Here is an 18,994-nt window from a genome sequence, read left to right as displayed (position 1 = left end):
TCACGGCCGCGAGCTCCGCGCCTATGTTCGCGACCCCGATGGTCACCTGATCGAGGTCGGCCAGTCCACCGGCATGCTCGACGAGATGTGAGGACCATCCGCACGGCCCACCGCTGACGCGCCGCAGAGAGGATGCAGCGGGTGTGTCGCTGCCTCACCCCACGCCGTCGAGGTTCGGCGGGCTTCAGACGACAGATCGGTGACGACGCTGCTTCTCGAGGAAGGCGGTCAGCGTGTCGAACTCCTCCTCGATGCCTTCGATGAATCTTGCCGCGACGCGGACGATCAGCCAGCGACGGAGCTCTCCGCTGTCGACCGGTCGAGCCGTCCGATAGACAGCGAGATAGCGGCGGGCAAACAGTGAGCGGCCCATGACCACGAGGGCCCGAAAGGCCGCCGGAGTGCCGGGCGGCGGCGCCGCGAGTCGGTGGAGGAGCTCGGTGCGGGCCACGTCGGCGAGCGGATCGCCCCGCGAGGCGTCGCCCCAGTCGATCACGGCCAGTGTCTCCCAGGTGCCCATCATGTTGCCCGGGTGGAAGTCGCCGTGGCACAGACGGTCTCCGGCCGGGAGACCGTCCAGCCGTCCGCAGTATCGGTGCCAACTCGATCCGCTGACGAAGCTCGTCGTTCAGCTGGGGGAGCGACGCCGGCGCCTGGCATTCATGCATGGCGGCGTGGGTCGTTGCCATCGCAATGGCGGCGCGCAGGAAGAGCCAAGGGCTACCGGTTAGCAGGCTCATCAGGTCCGTGCCCACGATGCGCTCGGATACCAGGCCCGGCCTTCCATCGACCGTGACGACCTCGTGGAGCCGAGGCGCGAGATGGCGAGGACCCGCCAGCGTCCGCAGGGCAGCCGCCTCGCGCTCGACCCGGAGCCGGTGGTCGGGCGAGCGCATGAGCTTGAGCACCGACCCGTCGGGCCGCAGGAACACCTCGGCCTCGCGCCCGGCACCCAGCGGCACAAGCCCGTCCAAGGCACCCACGATCCGAGGGAATAGCACACACCGCCGTAGGAGCGAGCGTGGCACGGACTGCGGTTCCACTGCCGCGAGGCAGGCCAAGGCGGAGAGCCGGTCGTCTTGCTCCACGGCTTCCCGGAGACGTCCCGTATGTGGACGGGCGTGATGGAGCAACTGGCTGCGGAGGGCTACCACTGCCTTGCTCCCGATCAGCGCGGCTACAGCCCCGCGGCACGACCGGACGATGTTGACCGCTATCGGTACGAAGACCTCGCCAGCGACGTGCTCGCCCTCGCCCAGGCGAGTGGCTTCGCAACGTTTCACCTGGTGGGCCACGACTGGGGAGCGATCGCGGGATGGGCCGCGATCGCCGTTGATCACGAACCGATCAAAAGTTGGACGTCGCTCTCGATTCCCCACTACCAGGCGTGTGCCCAAGCGGTGCGAGACGATCCCGAGGGCGAGATGTTATCGAGGGATGCTCGCAATGTTCACGGCTCGAGACGGAAGTGCTGAAGCCATGTGCTCCGCTGAGGACTTCGCCTTGCTGAAGGCGACATGGGTCTACAGCAGCCCGACGGAGGTCGAGGACTACCTGGAAGTGTTTCGCAGCCCTGGCGCACTCACAGGCGCGCTCAACTGGTATCGCGCGTCGGACGGGCACCGCCGGGCACTGGGAACTGACACAATCGACTTCGGTCCCGTCGGCACACCGACGCTGCTCATCTGGGGGAAGAACGATCCCTACGTGCGGCGTATGCCGGTGGACCTGGCCGCCAACCTCATGCGTGGGCCGTACCGCGTGATCGAGGCGGACGCCGGTCATTGGTTGGTACAGGAAGCACCGGAGCTCGTACACAACGAGTTGCTGGAGCACCTCCGGGCGAACGCCATCTGACCCGAACTTGAATCAGGAGTACCCACCGCGGCCGCGCCCTTCGGGCTGCGCCTCTGTGGTCAGTGGGAAGGCATGGCGAGCGCGATCTCCTCGGGCGTCGGCGTGTGCCGGTCACGCGCCTCGGCGGGCAGGAGCGAGATGATCGCCTCCATGATGCGCGCGGTGTCCGCGGCAACGTCGTCGTAACCCAGGGCCACCGGCGCGCCGACGCGCGTGCGCACGGTCGGGGGGCTCGTGAGGTTGGTGACGTTGGGCAGGCGCGCCCGGCGGGGCCACACCTTCTCGGTGCCCCACAGCCCGATCGGGATCACCGGGGCCTTCGTCATCGCGGCCAGACGGGCGGCACCCGGCCTTCCCTTCAACATCGGGTCGAAGAACAGCTCGCCACGCGGGATCGTGCCCTGGGGCATCAAGGCGACCAGCTCTCCCGCCTCCAACGCCTCGGCTGCGGCGCGTAGCGGCTCGTCGGAACCGCTCCCTCGCTCGACACGGATGCCGCCCATCGCGCGGGCGAGGGGACCGACGACGGGCGCGTCGAACACCTCCTTCTTGCCGAGGAAGCGGATCGGACGCCCTCGCTTCATCACCGTCAAACCCACCGCGGCGGTGTCAAAGTAGCTGCGGTGGTTGGCCACGATGATCGCCGGGCCCCGTTGGGGGATGCGATCGACGCCTGCGATGTCGAAGCGCGCGTACGGGAACAACTCGGGCCGGGTCAACAGCCGAACGATGTCGAGGGGCTCCAAGCCGGCCAGCTTGGGCACGCCGGGTGGAACGTCGAGCCAGCGCATCGGCCAGCGTCGCAGTGTGGCCAGCACGCGCAGCCGGGGGTCGGGGTTCACCGCGGTCGGATGACCGACGGCCGCGAGCATCGGCGCGTCGTAGACGCTGTCGGAGTAGGCCCAGCTCTGCCGGAGGTCGACGTCGTGCTCGTTGGCCCACCGTCGGATGGCAGCCAACTTGCCCGTGAACCACACGAACTCGCCGTCGATCCCGCCCGAGTAGCGGCCCTCGTCGTCGACTCCGTAGCGGGTCGCGACCACGTCGTCGAAGCCCAGGCGCTCGGCCAGGGGCAGGACGAGGTCGTACGGCGTGGTGGTGGCGAGCACCACCGGGCGCCCGGCGCGCTGGTGCTCGTCGACCAAGGGCACGGCGTAGGGCAGCACGTGCTCGGCCAGCGACTCGGCCGCCTTGGCCGCCGCCTCCTGGACGACCTCGCGGTTCCACCCGGCCGCGAAACCCGCCGCCCGGCGCGCGAGTGCCATGCCGACGAGCGTCTCCCCCACCACCTCGTAGACCTTGAAGACGAGGTTCTCGCCGGGCAGGTGCCGGTCGGGCAGCAGCCCGGCTGCGATCAGGGCCTCGTTGAGGAGCGGCCCGCTGGCCCCTCCCAACAGTGTGCGGTCGAGGTCGAAGAAGGCAGCGGCGCGGTCGGCGGCCATGCTGCGACGTTAGTGCGCCCGTGCGGCGACGACCGGGGTCGGTCGCGCCGGCACGAGGACGGGCGCGTACGCTCGCCCCCATGTCCGCGACCCACGGCTACCCGGCCGAGTGGGAGTCCGACGTGGTGCTCACGGATGGCGGCACCGCCCACGTCCGTCCGATCCGGCCGACCGACGCGGATGCGCTCGTCGCGCTGCACGCCCGCCTCTCGCAGGAGACGATCTACCTCCGCTTCTTCACGCCCCACCCGGTGCTTTCGACGCTCGAGATCGAGCGCTTCACCCAGGTCGACTACGACGACCGCATGGCGCTCATCGCCGAGCTCGACGACGAGATGGTCGCGGTGGCGCGCTACGACCGCAACCCCGGAGGTGACGGCACCGAGGCAGAGGTCGCCTTCACCGTCGACGATGTCCACCAGGGTCGGGGCCTGGGCACGATCCTGCTCGAGCACCTCGCGGTGATCGCCCGGGCCCACGGCATCACCCGCTTCGTCGCCGAGACGCTGCCGCAGAACCGCCGCATGCGCGATCTCTTCCACGCGGCCGGCTTCCAGGACGCCACCAGCTTCACCGAGGGTGTCGTGCGCGTCGTGTTCCCGATCGAACCGACCGAGGCGTCGGAGGCCGCGATGCACGATCGCGAGCAATCGGCCTCGGCACGATCGGTGGAGCGATTATTGCGACCCCGGTCGATCGCGGTCATCGGAGCCGGGCGGCGACGGGGGACGATCGGGCACGAGATCTTGCGCAACCTCCTCGACGGCGACTTCGCCGGGCCCGTCTACCCCGTGCACCCGACCGCGCCCCACGTCGCGAGTGTGCGCGCCTACCCCAGCGTCATCGACGTCCCCGACGACGTCGACGTGGCCGTGATCGTCGTGCCCGCCTCGCAGGTTCTGGAGGTGGTCGAGCAGTGCGCCACGAAACGGGTGCGTGGGCTGGTCGTCATCTCGGCGGGCTTCGCGGAGACGGGTCCCGACGGTGCCGAGGCGGAACGCGAACTGGTGCGGCGGGCCCGGGCGCACGGCATGCGCATGGTCGGGCCCAACTGCATGGGCGTGGTGAACACCGCGGCGGGCGTGAGCATGAACGCGACGTTCGCGCCCGTTCCGCCGCGTGCGGGCCGGGTGGCGTTCTCGTCGCAGTCGGGGGCGCTCGGGATCGCCGTCCTCGAGCAGTCGAGCCGCCTGGGCCTCGGTGTGTCCACGTTCGTCTCGGTGGGCAACAAGGCCGACGTCAGCACCAACGACCTCCTGCAGTACTGGGAACGCGACGATGGCACCGACGTCGTCCTGCTCTACGTCGAGTCGTTCGGCAATCCCCGCTCGTTCAGCCGCATCGCCCGCCGCGTGTCGCGCCGCAAGCCCATCGTGGCGGTGAAGAGCGGACGATCCGCGGCGGGCACGCTCGCCGCCACGTCGCACACGGCCGCGCTGGCCAGCCCCGAGGCCGCAGTCGACGCGTTGTTTCGCCAGACAGGTGTCATACGCGTCGACACGCTCGAGCAGCTCTTCGACGTGGCGCACGTCCTCACCCACCAGCCGCTGCCGCGCGGCGGCCGGGTCGCGATCGTCGGCAACGCGGGCGGTCCCGGCATCCTGGCGGCCGACGCGTGCGAGGGTCAGGGCCTGGAGGTGCCGGAGCTGTCGCAGGACACCCGGGGCGAGCTGCGGTCGTTCCTGCCCGCGGCTGCCGCGGTGCGCAACCCGGTCGACCTGGTGGCGTCGGCCTCCGCCGCCGACTACGGCCGCGCGGTCCGCACGGTGCTGGCCGACTCCGGGGTCGACGCCGTCGTCGTCATCTTCATCCCGCCCCTCGTGACGCGCGCCGATGACGTGGCTCGCGCCGTCAGCGAGGCCGCCGCCGGCTCCGACAAGCCCGTGCTCGCCAACTTCCTCGCCATGCAGGGCACCCCGGAGCCGTTGAGCCTCGGGCCGCGACCCATCCCTTCGTTCGCCTATCCCGAGGCGGCGGCCAACGCGCTGGCGCGCGTCGTCGACCACGCGGCCTGGCTGCGGCGCCCGGAGGGCGCGCTCCCCGATCTCGAGGGTGTGGACGGGCGAGCGGCGCGGATCCTCGTCGACACCGTGCTCGACGAGCGCCCCGACGGAACCTGGCTCGACCCCGCCTCGGCCATCGAGCTGCTCAGCGACTACGGCATCCCGATCGTGGCGACGACGCACGTGACGTCGGCCGACGAGGCGGTCAAGGTGGCGGAGAAGATGGGCTTCCCGGTCGTGCTCAAGGCCGGCTCCGGCGACATCGTGCACAAGATCGACGTCGGCGGGGTCCGCCTCGGGCTCGGCACCGCGCCTGAGGTCGCCGCCGCCTACACCTCGATGGAGGCGTCGCTCGGCGAAGCGATGGGCGGCGCAGTCGTGCAGACCATGGCCGACGCGGGACCCGAGGTCATCGTGGGTGTGGTGCAGGACCCGTCGTTCGGGCCACTGGTCATGTTCGGCTCGGGCGGCACCGCCGTCGAGCTGCTCGGCGATCGCGTCTTTCGCGTGCTGCCGCTCACCGATATCGACGCGTACGAGCTCGTGCGCGCCACCCGCGGCTCGCCGCTGCTCTTCGGGTACCGGGGTGCGCCGCCGCTCCGCGTCGGCCGCCTGGTCGACGACATCCCCGAGATCGCCGAGCTCGATCTCAACCCCGTCATCGCCTCGCCCGCGGGCGCGGTGGCCGTCGACGCCAAGGTTCGGCTCGCGCCGTGGATGCCGCGGCCCGAGCTCGCCCTGCGCCGGCTGCGGTAGACAGACGCCGATCAGGGAGGACGTCCATGGCCACCGCCTCACCCGCGCCCACGCCGAACCCCAACGCGATGCGGTTCCAGCTCGACACCACGCTGCCCGGCACGATCAACTTCAAGCGCGCCGCCGACGCAGTGGACCATCCGTTCGCCAAGGCCGTGTTCGAGACGGATGGCGTCGCCGCGGTGTTCGGTGTGAGCGACTTCGTCACGATCACGCGTGAGCCCGACGCGAGCTGGGATGCGATCGTCGAAGCCGTCCAGGCCGCGGCGGCCGAGCACCTCTGACGAGGTGACGCCCTGGCCGCAGCACTGGCGGGGACAGTGGATCTGGAGCCCGGAACCCGACACGGCCCGGCCGAGGCCCGACGCACCTGTGGCCCACGACGTCTACCTGCGGGTGGTGATCGCGGTCACGGAGCATCCGGTCTCGCTCCCCGCTCGCGCCACATGCGACTCGCGGTACGTGCTCTACGTCAACGGCGTCGAGCTCGGTCGCGGGCCCGTGCGCGGTGAGCCACAGTTCCTCGGGTGGGACGAGCACGACCTCGCGCCGCACCTGCGCGTCGGCCCCAACGTCGTCGTCGCGCACTGCCGCCACTACGGCACGCCCAACCCGTGGTGGGTGCCTGCCCCCCTCATCGGGTCTCTCGGCCGGGGGTCGTTCTGCTTCGAGACGGCCCCCGCCGCACCGGTCGAGATTCTGAGCGGCGGGCACTGGCGGGCGTTGCCGACCGAATGGTTGCCCTCGACCTGGGCGCGCCTGCACGGGCTGCCCCCCGAGATCGTGGACGGGCGGCTCTCACCGCCGGGGCTGCACGACGCCGCGGTCAACGGCTCCGAATGGCCCGCCACCGTCGGGTTGAGGTCGCGGCTCGGAACCGTCCTCGACCGGCCTCCCGCGGCGCCCTACACCTCGCCGCTCCCCCGCCTCATCCCCCAGCTCCGGTCGACACCCGTCGGGCCGGTACGCGTCGTCGTCGACCAACAACCCGTGCGCGCCGACACCGGGGACGATCCGCTCTCCGCGTTCGAAGCCATCGAACGCGCTTCGGACGGCGACCGCCGGCTGTCGGTGTTGGACCTGGGCCGCGTCTGCCTGGGCCATGTGCGGTTGCGAGCCAGGGCACCGGCCGGTGCCATCATCGACGTCGCCGGCGGCGAGGACCTGCGCGGCGACGGCCTGCCCGAGCTCGAGCCGCGCAACTGGGCCGGGCGGTACATCGCAGGGAGCACCACCGACGTGGTCGTCACCTTCTTCGACCCCGTGGGGCTGCGCTACCTCGCGGTGCATCATCCGGAGGGCACACAGGTCGACGTCGACCTCGACGAGCGCACGTTTCCCCGGCCGGAGGGGGCCGCGTTCACGTGTGACGACGAACGCTTCGAGCGGGTGTGGCAGGTCGGCGCGCGCACGCTCGACCTCTGCTCGACCGACGCGTTCCTCGACTGCCCCGGGCGCGAGCAGCGGGCGTGGGTCGGCGACTCCTACGTGCACGCGCTCGTGACCTACGTGAGCAACCCCGACTGGCGGCTCGCCCGTCACCACCTCGCCCTGGCCGGGCGCAGCCGCCGTCCCGACGGCCTGCTGGCGATGGCCATCGCCTGCGACCTGTCCCTCGGCGGGATCACCATCCCCGACTACTCACTGCACTGGATCCGCGCGCTGGCGCGCTATTGGGAGCACTCGGGCGACGAGGAGCTCGTCCGCGACCACCTCGCGGTCGCGGACGGGATCGTGGAGCGGTACGAGCGACAACGGGGCGCGAGCGGCCTGCTGGAGGACTTCCCGGGCTGGGTGTTCATCGACTGGGCGCAGGTCGAACGCGACGCGGTGACCGGCGCGCATGACGCGTTGTACGCCGCCACGCTCGCGGATTACGCGACCCTGCCCGGCGCGAGCAACGTGCGCGCGCTCATCGCTCGCACCGCGAACGCCTTTGAGGCGCTCTGGGACGACGAACGCGACGTCTACGTCGATGCGCTCGGTCCGCGCGGCCGCAGCCGGCGGGTGAGTCAGCAGACCAACGCCGCCGCGCTCCTGGCCGGCCTCGTTCCCGACGCACGCGTCCCCGGGGTCATCGAGCGCATCACCGACCCGGCGCGCCTCGTCATCACCGAGACACCGGCCGACCCCTCCGGGCTCCGGTCGCAATGGTTGGCGCCCGATCCTTTCGACGTCGAGCACGACGTGGTGGCGGCCCAGCCCTTCTACTGCCGGTTCCTCCACGAGGCACTCTTTCGCCACGGGCGGCGCGACTTGGTCGTCGCCAGCCTCCTGCGCTGGCACGCGCAGGTGGCGCGGGGCAACACGACGTTCGAGGAGTATTGGGACGCCCCGCTGGGCCGCTCGAGCCGCTGTCACGGCTGGTCGGCCAGCCCGACCTACGACCTCGTCGCGTACGTCGTCGGCGTGCGCCCCGTCACCCCCGGCTACGCGTCGGTGTTCGTCGACCCCTACCTCGGGCCGCTGCGGTGGGCGGCGGCCCGGGTGCCCACGCCGAGGGGCTGGGTGTCGGTGCGCGTCGACGGAACCGACATCAGCGTGGAGGCCCCCGAGGGGATGGCGGTCACGACCCGCCCGCCGGCGCCTTCTCCTTGACCCGCCGCAGCACCGCGAGCAGCGACAAAGCGACAGGGATGGCGAACAGCGGGACGGCGGGAACGTGGAAGCGCGGATCGCCGAAGAACACCAACGGAGGCGCCGCCAGCGCGGCCATCGCGAGCACGACGAACAAGCGCCGCACATCCTGTCGGGCCCGGATGCGCCAGAGGCCGAGCACCCCCAGGCCGAGCGCGGCGAAGAAGTAGAAGTCCGCGACCGTTCCCAGCAGCTCCCGCGCATGGCCGCTGAGGTACCGGTAGTGCCCGTACGACTCCGACGCCTCCAACCCGTCGCGGTCGTGATGGAACGTGAAGTACGCCCGCCAGAACATGAGACGCGGCTCGTCGAGCGGGTGGTGGAGGAGATAGCTGATGGCGCGGCTGCGGGTGCCGGCATCCTTGCGGATCTCGTAGTCCGGCGGCTTGTACTTCTCGAACCCGTGGTAGCAGTAGTCGCTGAGGTCGAAGCCGCCGGTGGCATGAGGGTGCCGGCTCATGCAGAGGTCCTCGCCGAAGTTGGCCGAGATCACCACCGGGTAGTTCATGCGGATGACGTTGCGGATCGTCCACGGGGCGATGACGGCGCCGGCGGCGAGCACGACAACGAGCAGCCACCGCAGCGATGGCCGCCACGCGACGCCCGCCCGCCTCCACGCGAACAGCAGCACCGGGAGGAACAGGAGCGAGATCGGGCGCACGAGCGCGGAGACGCCGACGAGCGCACCGAAGAGCGCCACCTGGCCGGTCCGCAGGCGGCCCCATGGCCTCCACACGATCACGAGCACCGCGCCCATCACCAGGAAGTTGAAGACGGTCTCCGACAGCGCGACCGCCGTGTGGAAGATGAGGTTGGGCCAAAGAGCGACGACGGCCGCCGCCACCAGGCCCGTGGCCTCGTCGTACAGGCGCCGCGCCACCTCGAAGACGAGGGCCACGGTTGCCACTCCCAGGACGAGCTGGAGGAACCCGATCACCCGCGCCGGGCTGTCCGGCACGAAGGTATGGTGCATCAGCCAGAACGCGGCGCCGAGCACGGCGGGGTAACCGACCGGATAGAACGCGGTGGGGTCACCGGAGAGGAGGGTGTAGCCGCGACCCTGCGAGATCTGCTCGCCGAACACGGTGTAGAAGTACGGGTCGTTCAGCGCTCTGGTCGGACGCGCGGCATGCAGGACCCACAGCACGCGCAACAGCGTGGCGAGGCCGAGAACGACGGCGAGCCACAGGCGCGTCGATCGCGGGCTTGCGACGCGCGGGCTGTCGGTCGGTGCGATGACCTCGTCGGTCACCACCTGCGCCAACGAGCCCCTCCCGTTCTCATCCGGGGCAGCCTATCGGGCGACCGCCGCGCTAGGGATCGACGGGAAGGCCCTCGAGGCCGGGCTCGAGCTGCACACCGAGCGAGTTCAGTGTGAACGCGACGAGGTGGTAGTGGCCCACGAGCATGGGCAGCTCGATGAGCTGCCGCTCGTCGTACCGCGCGGCCAATGCGGCCCACGTGTCGTCCGCGATGCACGCGTCGGCGTGCAACTCGTCGGTCGCGCGGAGGAGCACGCGTTCGAACTGCTCCCAGCCGTCGGCGTCGGGCCCCGACTGCACGCGGCGGATCTCGTCGTCGGAGATGCCGGCGGACCGGGCGATGAGGACGTGCTGGCCCCATTCGTAGTTCGAACGGCACAACCACGCGGTGCGCAGGATGGCGAGCTCGCGCTGGCGCGCAGGGATCCGCCCGCTCAGCAACTTCCCACCGAACGGGAGCCACCGGCGGAAGAGGCCGGGGTGGCGCACGAGGGTGCCGAAGATGTTCGAGGCGAAGGCGCCCGGCACGACGACCCCCTCGAGCAGCTCCCGCACCTCCTCGTCGTGCTCTCCCGGCGGGAGGGGCTCGATGCGGGCGTGGGTCGGGCGACGGATCACGAGCGAGAAGGCTATGCCCGTACGCTGGCCCCGGCTCCGAAGACGGTACGGCTCCGAAGGCGGTGATCCTGATGACGGTGACGGTGCGCGCGTTCGAGCCCGCCACCGACCGGTCGTGGGCATCCGAGGTGCTCGATCGCGATTTCGGGGGCGCGGTGCAGGCTCGGCGGGGTGAGGCCTTGAACGCGTTGGACATGCCGGGGCTCGTCGCCGAGGCCGGCGGGCGAGCGGTCGGACTTCTGTTCTACCGGTTCGACGGCGACGACTGCGAGCTGTTCGCGATCCTCGCCACCACCCGGGGAGACGGCATCGGCACCGCGCTCGTCGACGCGCTCGTCGCCCGTGCGGCGGGTCGGCGGCGCATCTGGGTCGTCACGACCAACGACAACCTCCGCGCCCTGCGCTTCTACCAACGTCGAGGCTTCTCGCTGTGCGCGCTGCGGCCGGGCGCGGTCGACGATGCACGACGCCGACTCAAGCCCGGCATCCCACTCGCGGGGTTCGACGGCATCCCCTTGCGCGACGAGCTCGAGCTCGAACGGCGCCTCGACTAGAGGACGCGGGTCGACGGGGTCGCCGCGAGGCGGACGCGTCGAGCGAGCTCCGACATCTGCACGGGCTCGAGTCGATCGTCGGACGCAACACGCGCAAGAAGGCGGTCGAGCACACCGAGCCGCTCGTCGTCGAGACACGACACATGGGCGTGCACGACGAACACCACCGGCTCGGCGTCCGCGACGGCGCGATCCAAGGTGCCGAGCCAACGGGACTCGACCTCTGCGGGACCCGCCGGCTCGGGCCGCAGGTAGTGGGCCCCGTCGACGTGACCCCACACGAAGGGGAGGGACACGACGCCGTCGGGCAGGACGCGGGGCGTGCGCCCGTCGCCGAGGCTGGCGTCGTAGTCGATGCCGCGCTCGGCGAGCAACGCTGCGGTGTGGACACCGCGCTCGCCGCCTGGGGCGCGAAACCCCCTCGGTGGGCCGCCGGCGGCCGCGGCGAGCGCATCGACACCCCGCGCGAGGAGCTCGTGCACCGTCGCCTGGTCGAGGTCGGCCCATGCCTCGTGGGCCCAGCCGTGCAGGCCCACCTCGTGTCCCCTCGCCACCACCTCGGCGACGCGCCCCGGATGGCTCGCAGCGTGCTCGCCCTCGACGAAGAACGTCGTGTGGAGGCCGTGCCGGTCGAGCACGTCGAGCATCCGGTCGTCGCCGGGGCCACGCAGGTGGTCGACAGTGACGCAGACGGGCGCGCTCATGCCGCCCCCGGGGCGACGACGCCGCGAGCCCTTCCTGGCGCGCTGAACCACCGCGACGGTGGTTGAGCGCGACGAGAACGCAGTTCGTCCGGCACCGACCCCGATCCTAAGGAGTGCGCCCGGCGGCTGCGCGTGACACCCTGACCGCGCGCCATCACCTCCGGCCGGCTCCAGCCTCCCGCCGGCCCCGAGCTCGAAGGAGAGCGCCATGAGACTGGTCACCTTCCGTGGCCCCGACGGGCCGCACGTGGGCACGGTCGCCGGCGACGAGGTCGTCGACGTCAGCGCCACCCGAACCGACCTCCCGCGCGACATGGCCGCACTCCTCGCGCTCGGCCCGGAGGCGCTCGACGTCGTGCGCGCCGCCGATGGTCCGCGCCTGGCGCTGAGCGCCGTCACGCTGACCGCACCGGTCCCCCGGCCGCCCAAGTTCCTCGCCATCGGCCTGAACTACGCAGCCCACGTCGCCGAGTCGGGCACACCCAAGCCCGACGTGCAGCTGTGGTTCAACAAGCAGTCGAGCTGCGTCATCGGTCCGGGAGAGGCGATCCACATCCCGCGCGCCTCGTCGATGGTGGACTACGAAGGCGAGCTGGGGTTCGTCATCGGGCGGCGCTGCCGCCACGTTCCCGCGGCGCGCGCCGCGGAGGTCATCGCCGGCTACACGGTCGTCGACGACGTCAGCGTGCGCGACTGGCAGTTCCGCAGCCCCACCATGACCATGGGCAAGTCGTTCGACACCCATGGCCCCATCGGGCCGTGGCTCGTCACGGCGGACGAGATCGGCGATCCGCACGCTCTCCGGCTCCAGACGTGGGTGAACGGCGAGCTGCGTCAGGACGCCAAGACCGACGACCTCATCTTCGACTGCTACGAGCAGGTCGAGCACCTGTCGACCGCCTTCACGCTGGAGCCCGGCGACGTGATCGCCACCGGCACGCCCGCGGGTGTCGGTATCGCGATGAAGCCGCCCCAGCTGCTGCGGGCGGGCGACGTCGTGCGCATCGAGATCGAAGGCGTCGGCGTGCTCGAGAACCCGGTGATCGACGAGCCGTCCGACACCGCGACCGGACTCGACTGAGGTTGCGGCGCCTGTCATCGTCGTCGCCGTGATCGCGACGGGCGCGCTCGCGCCTGCCCTTGTACCGTCGAGTTGAGCAACGTGGGTCCACCCGAGGTACTCGTCGTCGACGATGAGCCGGCCATTCGCCGGGCGCTCGAGCGCGCCCTGCGCCTCGAAGGTTTCACCGTCCGCACCGCCTCCGGCGGCAACGCCGCCCTCGAAGCCGTCGCGAAGGCCGCGCCCGACGTGATCGTGCTCGACATCGCGATGCCCGACCTCGACGGCGTGGCGGTCACCAGCCGGCTGCGCGCGGACGGCATCGACGTCCCGATCTGTGTCGTCTCCGCCCGAGACGAGGTCGACGACCGGGTCGCGGGCCTGCAGGCGGGCGCCGACGACTACGTCGTCAAGCCGTTCGCGCTGCCGGAGCTGGTGGCGCGCCTTCACGCCCTGCTGCGGCGCAGCTCCGAGCCACCGAGCGTCCCGGTGCACTTCGGCGACCTCCACGTCGATCCGGCCCGCCGGCAGGTGCGACGGGGGGACCGCCCGGTCGAGCTCACCCGCCGGGAGTTCGACCTGCTCGAGACGTTCGTGCGTCATCCAAGCCTCGTGCTCACACGCGCCCAGCTGCTCACAACGGTTTGGGGCTACGACTTCGAGGTGGACAGCAACGTCGTCGACGTCTTCGTGGGGTACCTCCGACGCAAGCTGGAGGCCGGCGGTGAGCCCAGGCTGCTGCACACGGTGAGAGGCGTGGGGTTCGTGCTCCGGGCCGCCTCGTGAGAGCCAGCCTGCGCCTGCGCGTCGTCGCGGCGGCGGTCGCCACCGTGGCCGTCGTCAGCATCGCCGCGGGCGCGCTGCTCGTCGCGCTCGTCCGGCACGACCTGCGCGCCACGCTCGACGATCGTCTCGCCGGACAGGCCCGCACCGTCGCGAGCATCGCCCGGTCGAGGGAGGCGACGCAGCTGGCGCTCGCCCTGAACCGCCCCGAGAACCGCGGGCTCCGCTTCGACGAGGGCATCACCCGCGTGCTGTCCGGCGACACTGTCATCCTCGAGTTCGGCCACGTGCCCCATCCGTTCCCCAAGCCGCGCGCCAACGGCTACGCGACGGTCGAGGCCGGTCACGCCAGCTGGCGCACGTTGACCCGTCGGCTCACGGCCGACCCTGCCCTCGACGTTCCGGCCAACCTGCGCATGCAGGTGGCGCGCCCACGCGGGCCCACCGAAGCAACGGTCGACGCGGTGCGCCGGCGGGTGGTGCTGCTCGCGGGCCTCGGGCTGGGTCTGACCGCCGCCCTCGGCTGGGCGCTTACGGGCCTGGCCCTCCGACCCCTCGGCCGGCTACGCATCGCGGCCTGGAACGTGGCGTCGACCCAGGACCTGGCGATGCGCGTGCCGGCCGGCACCGGTCCGGTCGAGGTCGACGCGTTCGCCGAGAGCCTCAACGCCATGCTGGCGCGACTCCAGACGTCGGTCGCGGCGACCGAAGCGGCCCTCGACGCCTCGCGGGGCTTCGCGGCCAACGCGGCCCACGAGCTGCGCACCCCGCTGACGAGCATCCAGGCCAACCTCGACGCGTTGCACCGCAACCCTGCCATGCCTGAGCAGGAGCGTCAGGAGACGCTCGGTGACATCAACGCCGAGCTGGCCCGCCTGGTCGCGCTGCTCGAGGCGCTCCGCACGCTGGCCAGGGGCGAGGCCTCCGAGGGCCTGTCAACCGAACAGGTCGACTTCGCCGACCTCGTCGACGCGGCCGTCGAAGGCACGCGCCGCCGTCACCCCGACGTGGAGCTGACGTTCGACGACCCGGGCGGCGAGGCGGCCGTCGAGGGCTGGGCCGAGGGGCTCGAGGTGCTCGTCGTCAACCTCCTGGAGAACGCGGCCACGCACGGGAACGCGGGTGCCCACCACCCTGTGCACGTGCGGGCCAGCGTCGAGCCCGCAGGAGACGAGGTGAGGTTCGTTGTCGACGACGACGGCCCGGGCATACCCCCGTCCGAGCGCGAGCACGTGCTCGACCGCTTCGGCCGGGGGGCGGGCGCCAGGGGCACCGGCTTCGGCCTCGGCCTGGCGCTCGTCGCCCAACAGGTCCAGCTGCACCACGGTGCAATCGTGATCGGGGAAAGCCCCGGCGGCGGGGCGCGCATCGAGATCCGTCTGCCTGCGTCGAACGGCAAGCTCGGCTAGACGCAGGGTTCGCGCCGTCGGCGCGCGTCAGGCGCCGTTGTTGGTCCAGGCGGTCCGGCCGATCCGTCCACCGAGCTCGGGGCACTCCGCGGCGAAGGCGCCCCAGCTGCACTCCCAGCCCGGGGCGACCCAGTCGTGCAGCATCCAGATGTCCTTGAGCGACACCTTGGCGCCACCGCGCCTCTTGCACTCCTCGGGCGAAGTGCTCTCGGCGCCGACGACGACCTGCTGCGGGTTGATGCAGAGGCCACCGTTGAACGTGTGCCCGTGCCAGCGGTCGTTCGGCCCCGCGAATCCCGCCGGTGGCCCACCCGGGTGGTACACGAGGTAGCTCAGCCCGACGATGTGGGCATCGGGAGTCGTACCGTCGAACAGCAGCTCCGACGGGGCGTTGATGTCGAACTTGGTCGCCAGCGCGGTGTTGGTGTAGTGCGCACCGATGCACGGGACGTAGGGCGTCGACTTCTTGTAACCCGCCTTCTCCGCCGAGGCCACGTTCGGGAACCTGAGGACGACGGCGCGCGCCACGAGCTGCTCCTGCGCAAGTTGCGTGCGCGTGGCGAAGTCCATCGGCTCCTGCAGCGCGGGGCCTCGGTGGTTGTGGCCCTCGGCATCCTTCAGCTGCCCCTCCGAGGCGGCCGGGCCCGACTTCTCACACGGGCTGGCCCCGGGTGCGAACCCACCCGCGCTGACGGGGACCGCGCCCGCCGCGCCGTGGGAGTGACCCGCAGCGGCCGTACCCGCGGCGGCCGTCCCCCCGGCGGACCCGCCGTGAGTGTGACCGGCCGCAGTTCCCCCGGCCCCGCCGTGGGTGTGACCGGAGGCGTACGCGGGGGTGAGCGACAGCGTGGCGAGCGCGGCGACGAGCACACCCACGCCGGCCACGCCGGGGAGAGCGGCGGTAGCGCGCGCCGGGCGATCGAGGAGCCGGGGCTTCAGCAGGGCGAGCGAGCCCAGGACGATGCCGACCTCGAGGATGGTGCAGAGCACGTCGGAGAACGCCACGCCCTCGGCGACGCCCGCGTCGGGGCCGAAAGGAATGCCGATCGTACGCGAGACGAGCCACACCTCGGCGACGACGAGGTTGCCGATGATGCCCGCGAGGAGGAGTCGGCGCGAAGGCTTCATGACGATGGCCACCGCCCACGCCAGTTGCAGCCACGCGGTGGCCGCGAAGAAGGCGCCGTGGTACCACGTCAGGTTGAAGTGGTCGCCCATCACCGCGAAGTGGATGCCGGCCGCGCCCAGCGAGAGGATCGCCAGGCCCCAGCGCACGTAGTCGCGCACCGAGGTGGCCTCCGGAGCTCGCGGTGCTTCCGGTCTGCGGGTCGGAGGGGAGGCCGGCTCGCCCTCGAGGGTGAGATCGTCCAGGGTGATCAACATGGACCTCCGGTGCATCGGGTTGTCTGCAGGGGGATCCTACCGGCGCGGCGCGCGGGGCGTGCCCCCCGTCACACAGCATCGCAGGTCGGCGTGTGCGCGTCCTGAGAGCGCACTAAGAGCGGTCTAAGCGCACCGCGTCACACCCGTCACCACCCGCCCCACCGGCGATCGGTCACGCCCGTGCGGTAGGCACCATGCAGGTTCTCCAGCCAGGCGCAGCTGTCGTCGAGCCCTCCGGCGCGGTTGCGGGCCAGCCACAGGTTCCGGTGGGTGTCGATGAGCGGCGCCAGCGCGGCCGCGAAGCCCTCGCGTCGTCGCTCGGGTACCGACGCCAGCCAGCCGTCGGCGTCGAGCCGGGCCCGGCCGTCGCGGCACAGGAGCGAGACGAGCGCGGCCGCGTTCCGGAGCTCGTCGAGCACGAGCGCGCCGTCGGCCCGGCGGGGACGCGCCCGATCGAGGGCGGCCACCGCGTCGGCGAGCCGCGCCTCCACGTCGGCCAGCTCGGCGCCCGTGATCCCGGCCGTGAACCCGCGGTCGAGCTGGAGCTGTGGGAAGTAGAGGTGGGTCACGAGGGTGGAGAGGTTGAAGAACTGGGGCGTCACCACGCGGTGGAGATCGCCGAGGGCCATGACCGCGCCACCGATCTCGCCGGCCGGGTCGTCGAACACGTGCACGTCGAGCGCGGCAGACAGGTCGAGGTCGCGGTTCGTCTCCGCGCACCACGACACTGCGGCTGCGTACGCGAGCGCGGGCTCACTGACCGGCAGGTACTGGAGATGACCCAAGTCGCCCCAGTCAGTGACGAGCAGTCCCGAGCCGCCATGGGCCCGCGCCGCGTCTGCCGCGGCTGCGCAATTGCCCATTGCGTTCGTCACCCGACCGAGGATCGACAGCCAGCTCGACGTGCCCGGGCAGAGCCAGAACGGGCGCTCGGCCGCCTCCAGCGTCGAGGCCCGCGCCGCGAAGGGGTGCCAGTCCTCGTAGCCCCATTCGCAGACCGTGACCTCGCCCGGCAGCGCGTCGACGAGCTCGGGGTGGTTGGCGAGGATGTCACCCCACAGGAGCACCTCGCGACCGTCGAGCTCGGGCAGCGCGCACAGGGCGATGACCCAATCGAGGTAGTCCTTCGCGCGCTCGGGCGGCAGCTCCCACGGCTCGTCGAGACCGACGTGCACCCGTGGGCTCGTGAAGGCGTCCAGCAACTCGGCCAGCAGCTCGCGCACCAGGGCGAGCGCCGCCGGTTTGGCCGGGTCGAGCGTCGTCGGAGCGCGCACCCGACCGCGGTGGTCCGTCCATCCATCGGGTGCGATCGCCAGCGGCCGGTAGCGCTCGTGTTTCAGCCAGCGCTCCATGTGGCCCAGGCAATTCCGGTTGGGCACGAGCTCCACCTGGTGGGCGCGGCAGAACCGGTCGAGGTCACGCACCTCGTCGCCGGTGAGCGGCGACGCGGACGCCCACACCTCCTCGTGGTCGCGGTAGGCGAACGTGTGCTCCATGTAGAGCTGCACCTGGTTCACCTTCCACGACGCGAGGCGGGCGATCAGCTCGCGCAGGGTCGCCTGTGTCGGCACCTTGTCGCGCGAGATGTCGAGCATCACGCCGCGCACCGGCAGGTCGGGCCAGTCGTGGACGGCGCCCACAGGCAGCATCCCGTCGTGCAGGCGCGCCAGCTGCGCCAGTGTGGCCCGCGCGTAGAAGGCGCCCGCGTCGTCGGCGGCGACGACCTCGACGCCCCCGTCGTCGACGGTGAGGCGGTAGCCCTCGGCCGGGAGCGAGGCGTCGAAGCGCACGACGGGCTCGCGAGCCGGGACACGCCGGTCGTCGAACGCGCTCGACCGGGGTCGGGGCAACAGGTTCACCGCAACTTCTTCCGGTAGACGAAGAAAACGGTGGACACCACCGCTCCGATGCGTGCGTAGGGCACGATCGGCCCGACCCACGCGATCTCCGCCCGCCGATGCCCCGCGGCGCGCATGCGGTGGAGGGCGCCCATCAGCACGCCGACCCCTGCCCCGCGCCCCAGCAGGTCGGGTCGCACCGCGACCGGCCCGATCCACCCGTCCCGGTTCACGCCGTAGGCGCAGAACGCGCTCATTCCGTCGGCGTCGCCGGCGACGACCAGCGTGCCCTTGTCGAGCGCGCGCAGCGCCTCGGCCTTCCAGTGCGGCCAGTGCGTGTCCAACCACGCAGCCACATCGGCGCGGTCGTTGGCGGTCGCGGTCGTCGTGTCGCCGCGGTCGGGTGCGAGCGCGTCCAGCTCGACGGTCATGTTGAACGCGGTGTCGCGCCGCTGGTAGCGACGATGCTCGAGGAGGCACAGCAGCGCGGTCTCACCGGTCTCGACACCGGGGAAGAGGTAGAAGGGCGCGTCGGTGCCGACGGTGATCGACGGCAGGCCGCTCAGGTCGGCCTCGGCCGCGTCCAGCAGCGCCAGCCCGTGCCCCTTCCCCCGGTGGGCCGGGTCGACGACGAGCAGCTTCACGAAGCCGTTGCCGCCGCCTTCGCCGGTGGCGACCACGCCGACAC

At 71.6% G+C, this 18,994-nt stretch carries 15 protein-coding genes and 2 pseudogenes (1 of these 17 cut by a window edge); 10 read left to right on the top strand and 7 right to left on the bottom strand.

Going from position 1 to position 18,994, the window contains the following annotated elements; all coding sequences use genetic code 11:
• Positions 1 to 91 (top strand): annotated as a pseudogene (locus E6G06_17835) (VOC family protein) (it extends 316 nt beyond the left edge of the window).
• 93 nt (positions 92 to 184) lie between these two features.
• On the opposite strand, the pseudogene E6G06_17830 reads toward E6G06_17835, so the two are convergent.
• Positions 185 to 896 (bottom strand): annotated as a pseudogene (locus E6G06_17830) (aminoglycoside phosphotransferase family protein).
• A gap of 213 nt (positions 897 to 1,109) precedes the next feature.
• On the opposite strand from E6G06_17830, the gene E6G06_17825 reads away from it, so the two are divergent.
• Together E6G06_17825 and E6G06_17820 are read left to right on the top strand one after the other, a co-directional pair.
• The gene (locus tag E6G06_17825; GenBank protein TML87416.1) at positions 1,110 to 1,475 is read left to right on the top strand and encodes an alpha/beta hydrolase; all 366 of its coding nucleotides are present in this window, start codon (positions 1,110 to 1,112) and stop codon (positions 1,473 to 1,475) included.
• Positions 1,476 to 1,479: 4 nt separating this feature from the next.
• Entirely contained in the window at positions 1,480 to 1,857 is a 378-nt protein-coding gene (locus tag E6G06_17820) for an alpha/beta hydrolase (GenBank protein TML87415.1), read from the top strand.
• 59 nt (positions 1,858 to 1,916) lie between these two features.
• Here E6G06_17820 and E6G06_17815 read toward each other — a convergent pair whose 3' ends face one another.
• Complete coding sequence (locus tag E6G06_17815) at positions 1,917 to 3,299, bottom strand: HAD-IB family hydrolase (GenBank protein ID TML87414.1); 1,383 nt, start codon at positions 3,297 to 3,299, stop codon at positions 1,917 to 1,919.
• A gap of 80 nt (positions 3,300 to 3,379) precedes the next feature.
• Between E6G06_17815 and E6G06_17810 the strand changes: the two genes are divergently transcribed.
• From E6G06_17810 to E6G06_17800, 3 genes are read left to right on the top strand one after another with little or no spacing between them, the layout of a single operon-like run.
• Entirely contained in the window at positions 3,380 to 6,058 is a 2,679-nt protein-coding gene (locus E6G06_17810; protein ID TML87413.1) for a GNAT family N-acetyltransferase, read from the top strand.
• A 26-nt stretch (positions 6,059 to 6,084) separates the two neighbouring features.
• The gene (locus E6G06_17805; GenBank protein ID TML87412.1) at positions 6,085 to 6,342 is read left to right on the top strand and encodes a scaffolding protein; all 258 of its coding nucleotides are present in this window, start codon (positions 6,085 to 6,087) and stop codon (positions 6,340 to 6,342) included.
• Positions 6,296 to 8,656 (top strand): hypothetical protein, encoded by a 2,361-nt coding sequence (locus tag E6G06_17800; GenBank protein TML87411.1) that lies wholly within the window; start codon positions 6,296 to 6,298, stop codon positions 8,654 to 8,656. Before E6G06_17805 ends, E6G06_17800 begins: the two co-directional genes overlap by 47 nt.
• Here E6G06_17800 and E6G06_17795 read toward each other — a convergent pair.
• Positions 8,625 to 9,947 carry a hypothetical protein gene (locus E6G06_17795; GenBank protein TML87410.1) on the bottom strand — a complete coding sequence of 441 codons (1,323 nt, stop codon included), beginning with the start codon at positions 9,945 to 9,947 and terminating at the stop codon, positions 8,625 to 8,627. The genes E6G06_17800 and E6G06_17795 overlap by 32 nt on opposite strands.
• 61 nt (positions 9,948 to 10,008) lie before the next feature.
• Positions 10,009 to 10,698: a carboxymuconolactone decarboxylase family protein gene (locus tag E6G06_17790; protein TML87409.1), complete on the bottom strand. Its 690-nt coding sequence runs from the start codon at positions 10,696 to 10,698 to the stop codon at positions 10,009 to 10,011.
• Here E6G06_17790 and E6G06_17785 point away from each other — a divergent pair.
• A complete protein-coding gene (locus tag E6G06_17785) occupies positions 10,647 to 11,129 on the top strand; it encodes a GNAT family N-acetyltransferase (GenBank protein TML87408.1) in 483 nt (160 codons plus the stop codon). The genes E6G06_17790 and E6G06_17785 overlap by 52 nt on opposite strands.
• Here the strand turns inward: E6G06_17785 and E6G06_17780 are convergent.
• Positions 11,126 to 12,148: a hypothetical protein gene (locus tag E6G06_17780; GenBank protein TML87407.1), complete on the bottom strand. Its 1,023-nt coding sequence runs from the start codon at positions 12,146 to 12,148 to the stop codon at positions 11,126 to 11,128. The genes E6G06_17785 and E6G06_17780 overlap by 4 nt on opposite strands.
• Here E6G06_17780 and E6G06_17775 point away from each other — a divergent pair.
• From E6G06_17775 to E6G06_17765, 3 genes are all read left to right on the top strand, one after another.
• Positions 12,042 to 12,914, top strand: coding sequence for a fumarylacetoacetate hydrolase family protein (locus E6G06_17775; protein ID TML87406.1), 873 nt, complete (start codon positions 12,042 to 12,044; stop codon positions 12,912 to 12,914). The two genes, E6G06_17780 and E6G06_17775, sit on opposite strands and share 107 nt — an antisense overlap.
• Before the next feature lie 72 nt (positions 12,915 to 12,986).
• A complete protein-coding gene (locus E6G06_17770) occupies positions 12,987 to 13,679 on the top strand; it encodes a response regulator transcription factor (protein TML87405.1) in 693 nt (230 codons plus the stop codon).
• Complete coding sequence (locus E6G06_17765) at positions 13,676 to 15,085, top strand: HAMP domain-containing histidine kinase (GenBank protein TML87404.1); 1,410 nt, start codon at positions 13,676 to 13,678, stop codon at positions 15,083 to 15,085. Before E6G06_17770 ends, E6G06_17765 begins: the two co-directional genes overlap by 4 nt.
• Positions 15,086 to 15,112: 27 nt before the next feature.
• Here E6G06_17765 and E6G06_17760 read toward each other — a convergent pair whose 3' ends face one another.
• Both E6G06_17760 and E6G06_17755 read right to left on the bottom strand, forming a co-directional pair.
• Positions 15,113 to 16,468 carry a hypothetical protein gene (locus E6G06_17760; GenBank protein ID TML87403.1) on the bottom strand — a complete coding sequence of 452 codons (1,356 nt, stop codon included), beginning with the start codon at positions 16,466 to 16,468 and terminating at the stop codon, positions 15,113 to 15,115.
• A 146-nt stretch (positions 16,469 to 16,614) separates the two neighbouring features.
• Positions 16,615 to 18,786 carry a glycoside hydrolase gene (locus E6G06_17755; GenBank protein TML87402.1) on the bottom strand — a complete coding sequence of 724 codons (2,172 nt, stop codon included), beginning with the start codon at positions 18,784 to 18,786 and terminating at the stop codon, positions 16,615 to 16,617.
• Between the last annotated feature and the right edge of the window lie 208 nt (positions 18,787 to 18,994).

This window comes from Actinomycetota bacterium (assembly GCA_005888325.1).
In the GTDB taxonomy this organism is placed as follows: Bacteria; Actinomycetota; Acidimicrobiia; order Acidimicrobiales; family AC-14; genus AC-14.
This window is presented reverse-complemented; position numbering and strand designations above follow the sequence as displayed.

Excerpts from the sequence above, each read along its gene's own strand:
- E6G06_17825 (TML87416.1), top strand. The coding sequence starts at position 1,110 with ATGTGGACGGGCGTGATGGAGCAACTGGCTGCGGAGGGCTACCACTGC.
- E6G06_17820 (TML87415.1), top strand. The coding sequence starts at position 1,480 with ATGTGCTCCGCTGAGGACTTCGCCTTGCTGAAGGCGACATGGGTCTAC.
- E6G06_17815 (TML87414.1), bottom strand. The coding sequence starts at position 3,299 with ATGGCCGCCGACCGCGCCGCTGCCTTCTTCGACCTCGACCGCACACTG.
- E6G06_17810 (TML87413.1), top strand. The coding sequence starts at position 3,380 with ATGTCCGCGACCCACGGCTACCCGGCCGAGTGGGAGTCCGACGTGGTG.
- E6G06_17805 (TML87412.1), top strand. The coding sequence starts at position 6,085 with ATGGCCACCGCCTCACCCGCGCCCACGCCGAACCCCAACGCGATGCGG.
- E6G06_17800 (TML87411.1), top strand. The coding sequence starts at position 6,296 with ATGCGATCGTCGAAGCCGTCCAGGCCGCGGCGGCCGAGCACCTCTGAC.
- E6G06_17785 (TML87408.1), top strand. The coding sequence starts at position 10,647 with ATGACGGTGACGGTGCGCGCGTTCGAGCCCGCCACCGACCGGTCGTGG.
- E6G06_17790 (TML87409.1), bottom strand. The coding sequence starts at position 10,698 with ATGCCCACGACCGGTCGGTGGCGGGCTCGAACGCGCGCACCGTCACCG.
- E6G06_17775 (TML87406.1), top strand. The coding sequence starts at position 12,042 with ATGAGACTGGTCACCTTCCGTGGCCCCGACGGGCCGCACGTGGGCACG.
- E6G06_17780 (TML87407.1), bottom strand. The coding sequence starts at position 12,148 with ATGTCGCGCGGGAGGTCGGTTCGGGTGGCGCTGACGTCGACGACCTCG.
- E6G06_17760 (TML87403.1), bottom strand. The coding sequence starts at position 16,468 with ATGTTGATCACCCTGGACGATCTCACCCTCGAGGGCGAGCCGGCCTCC.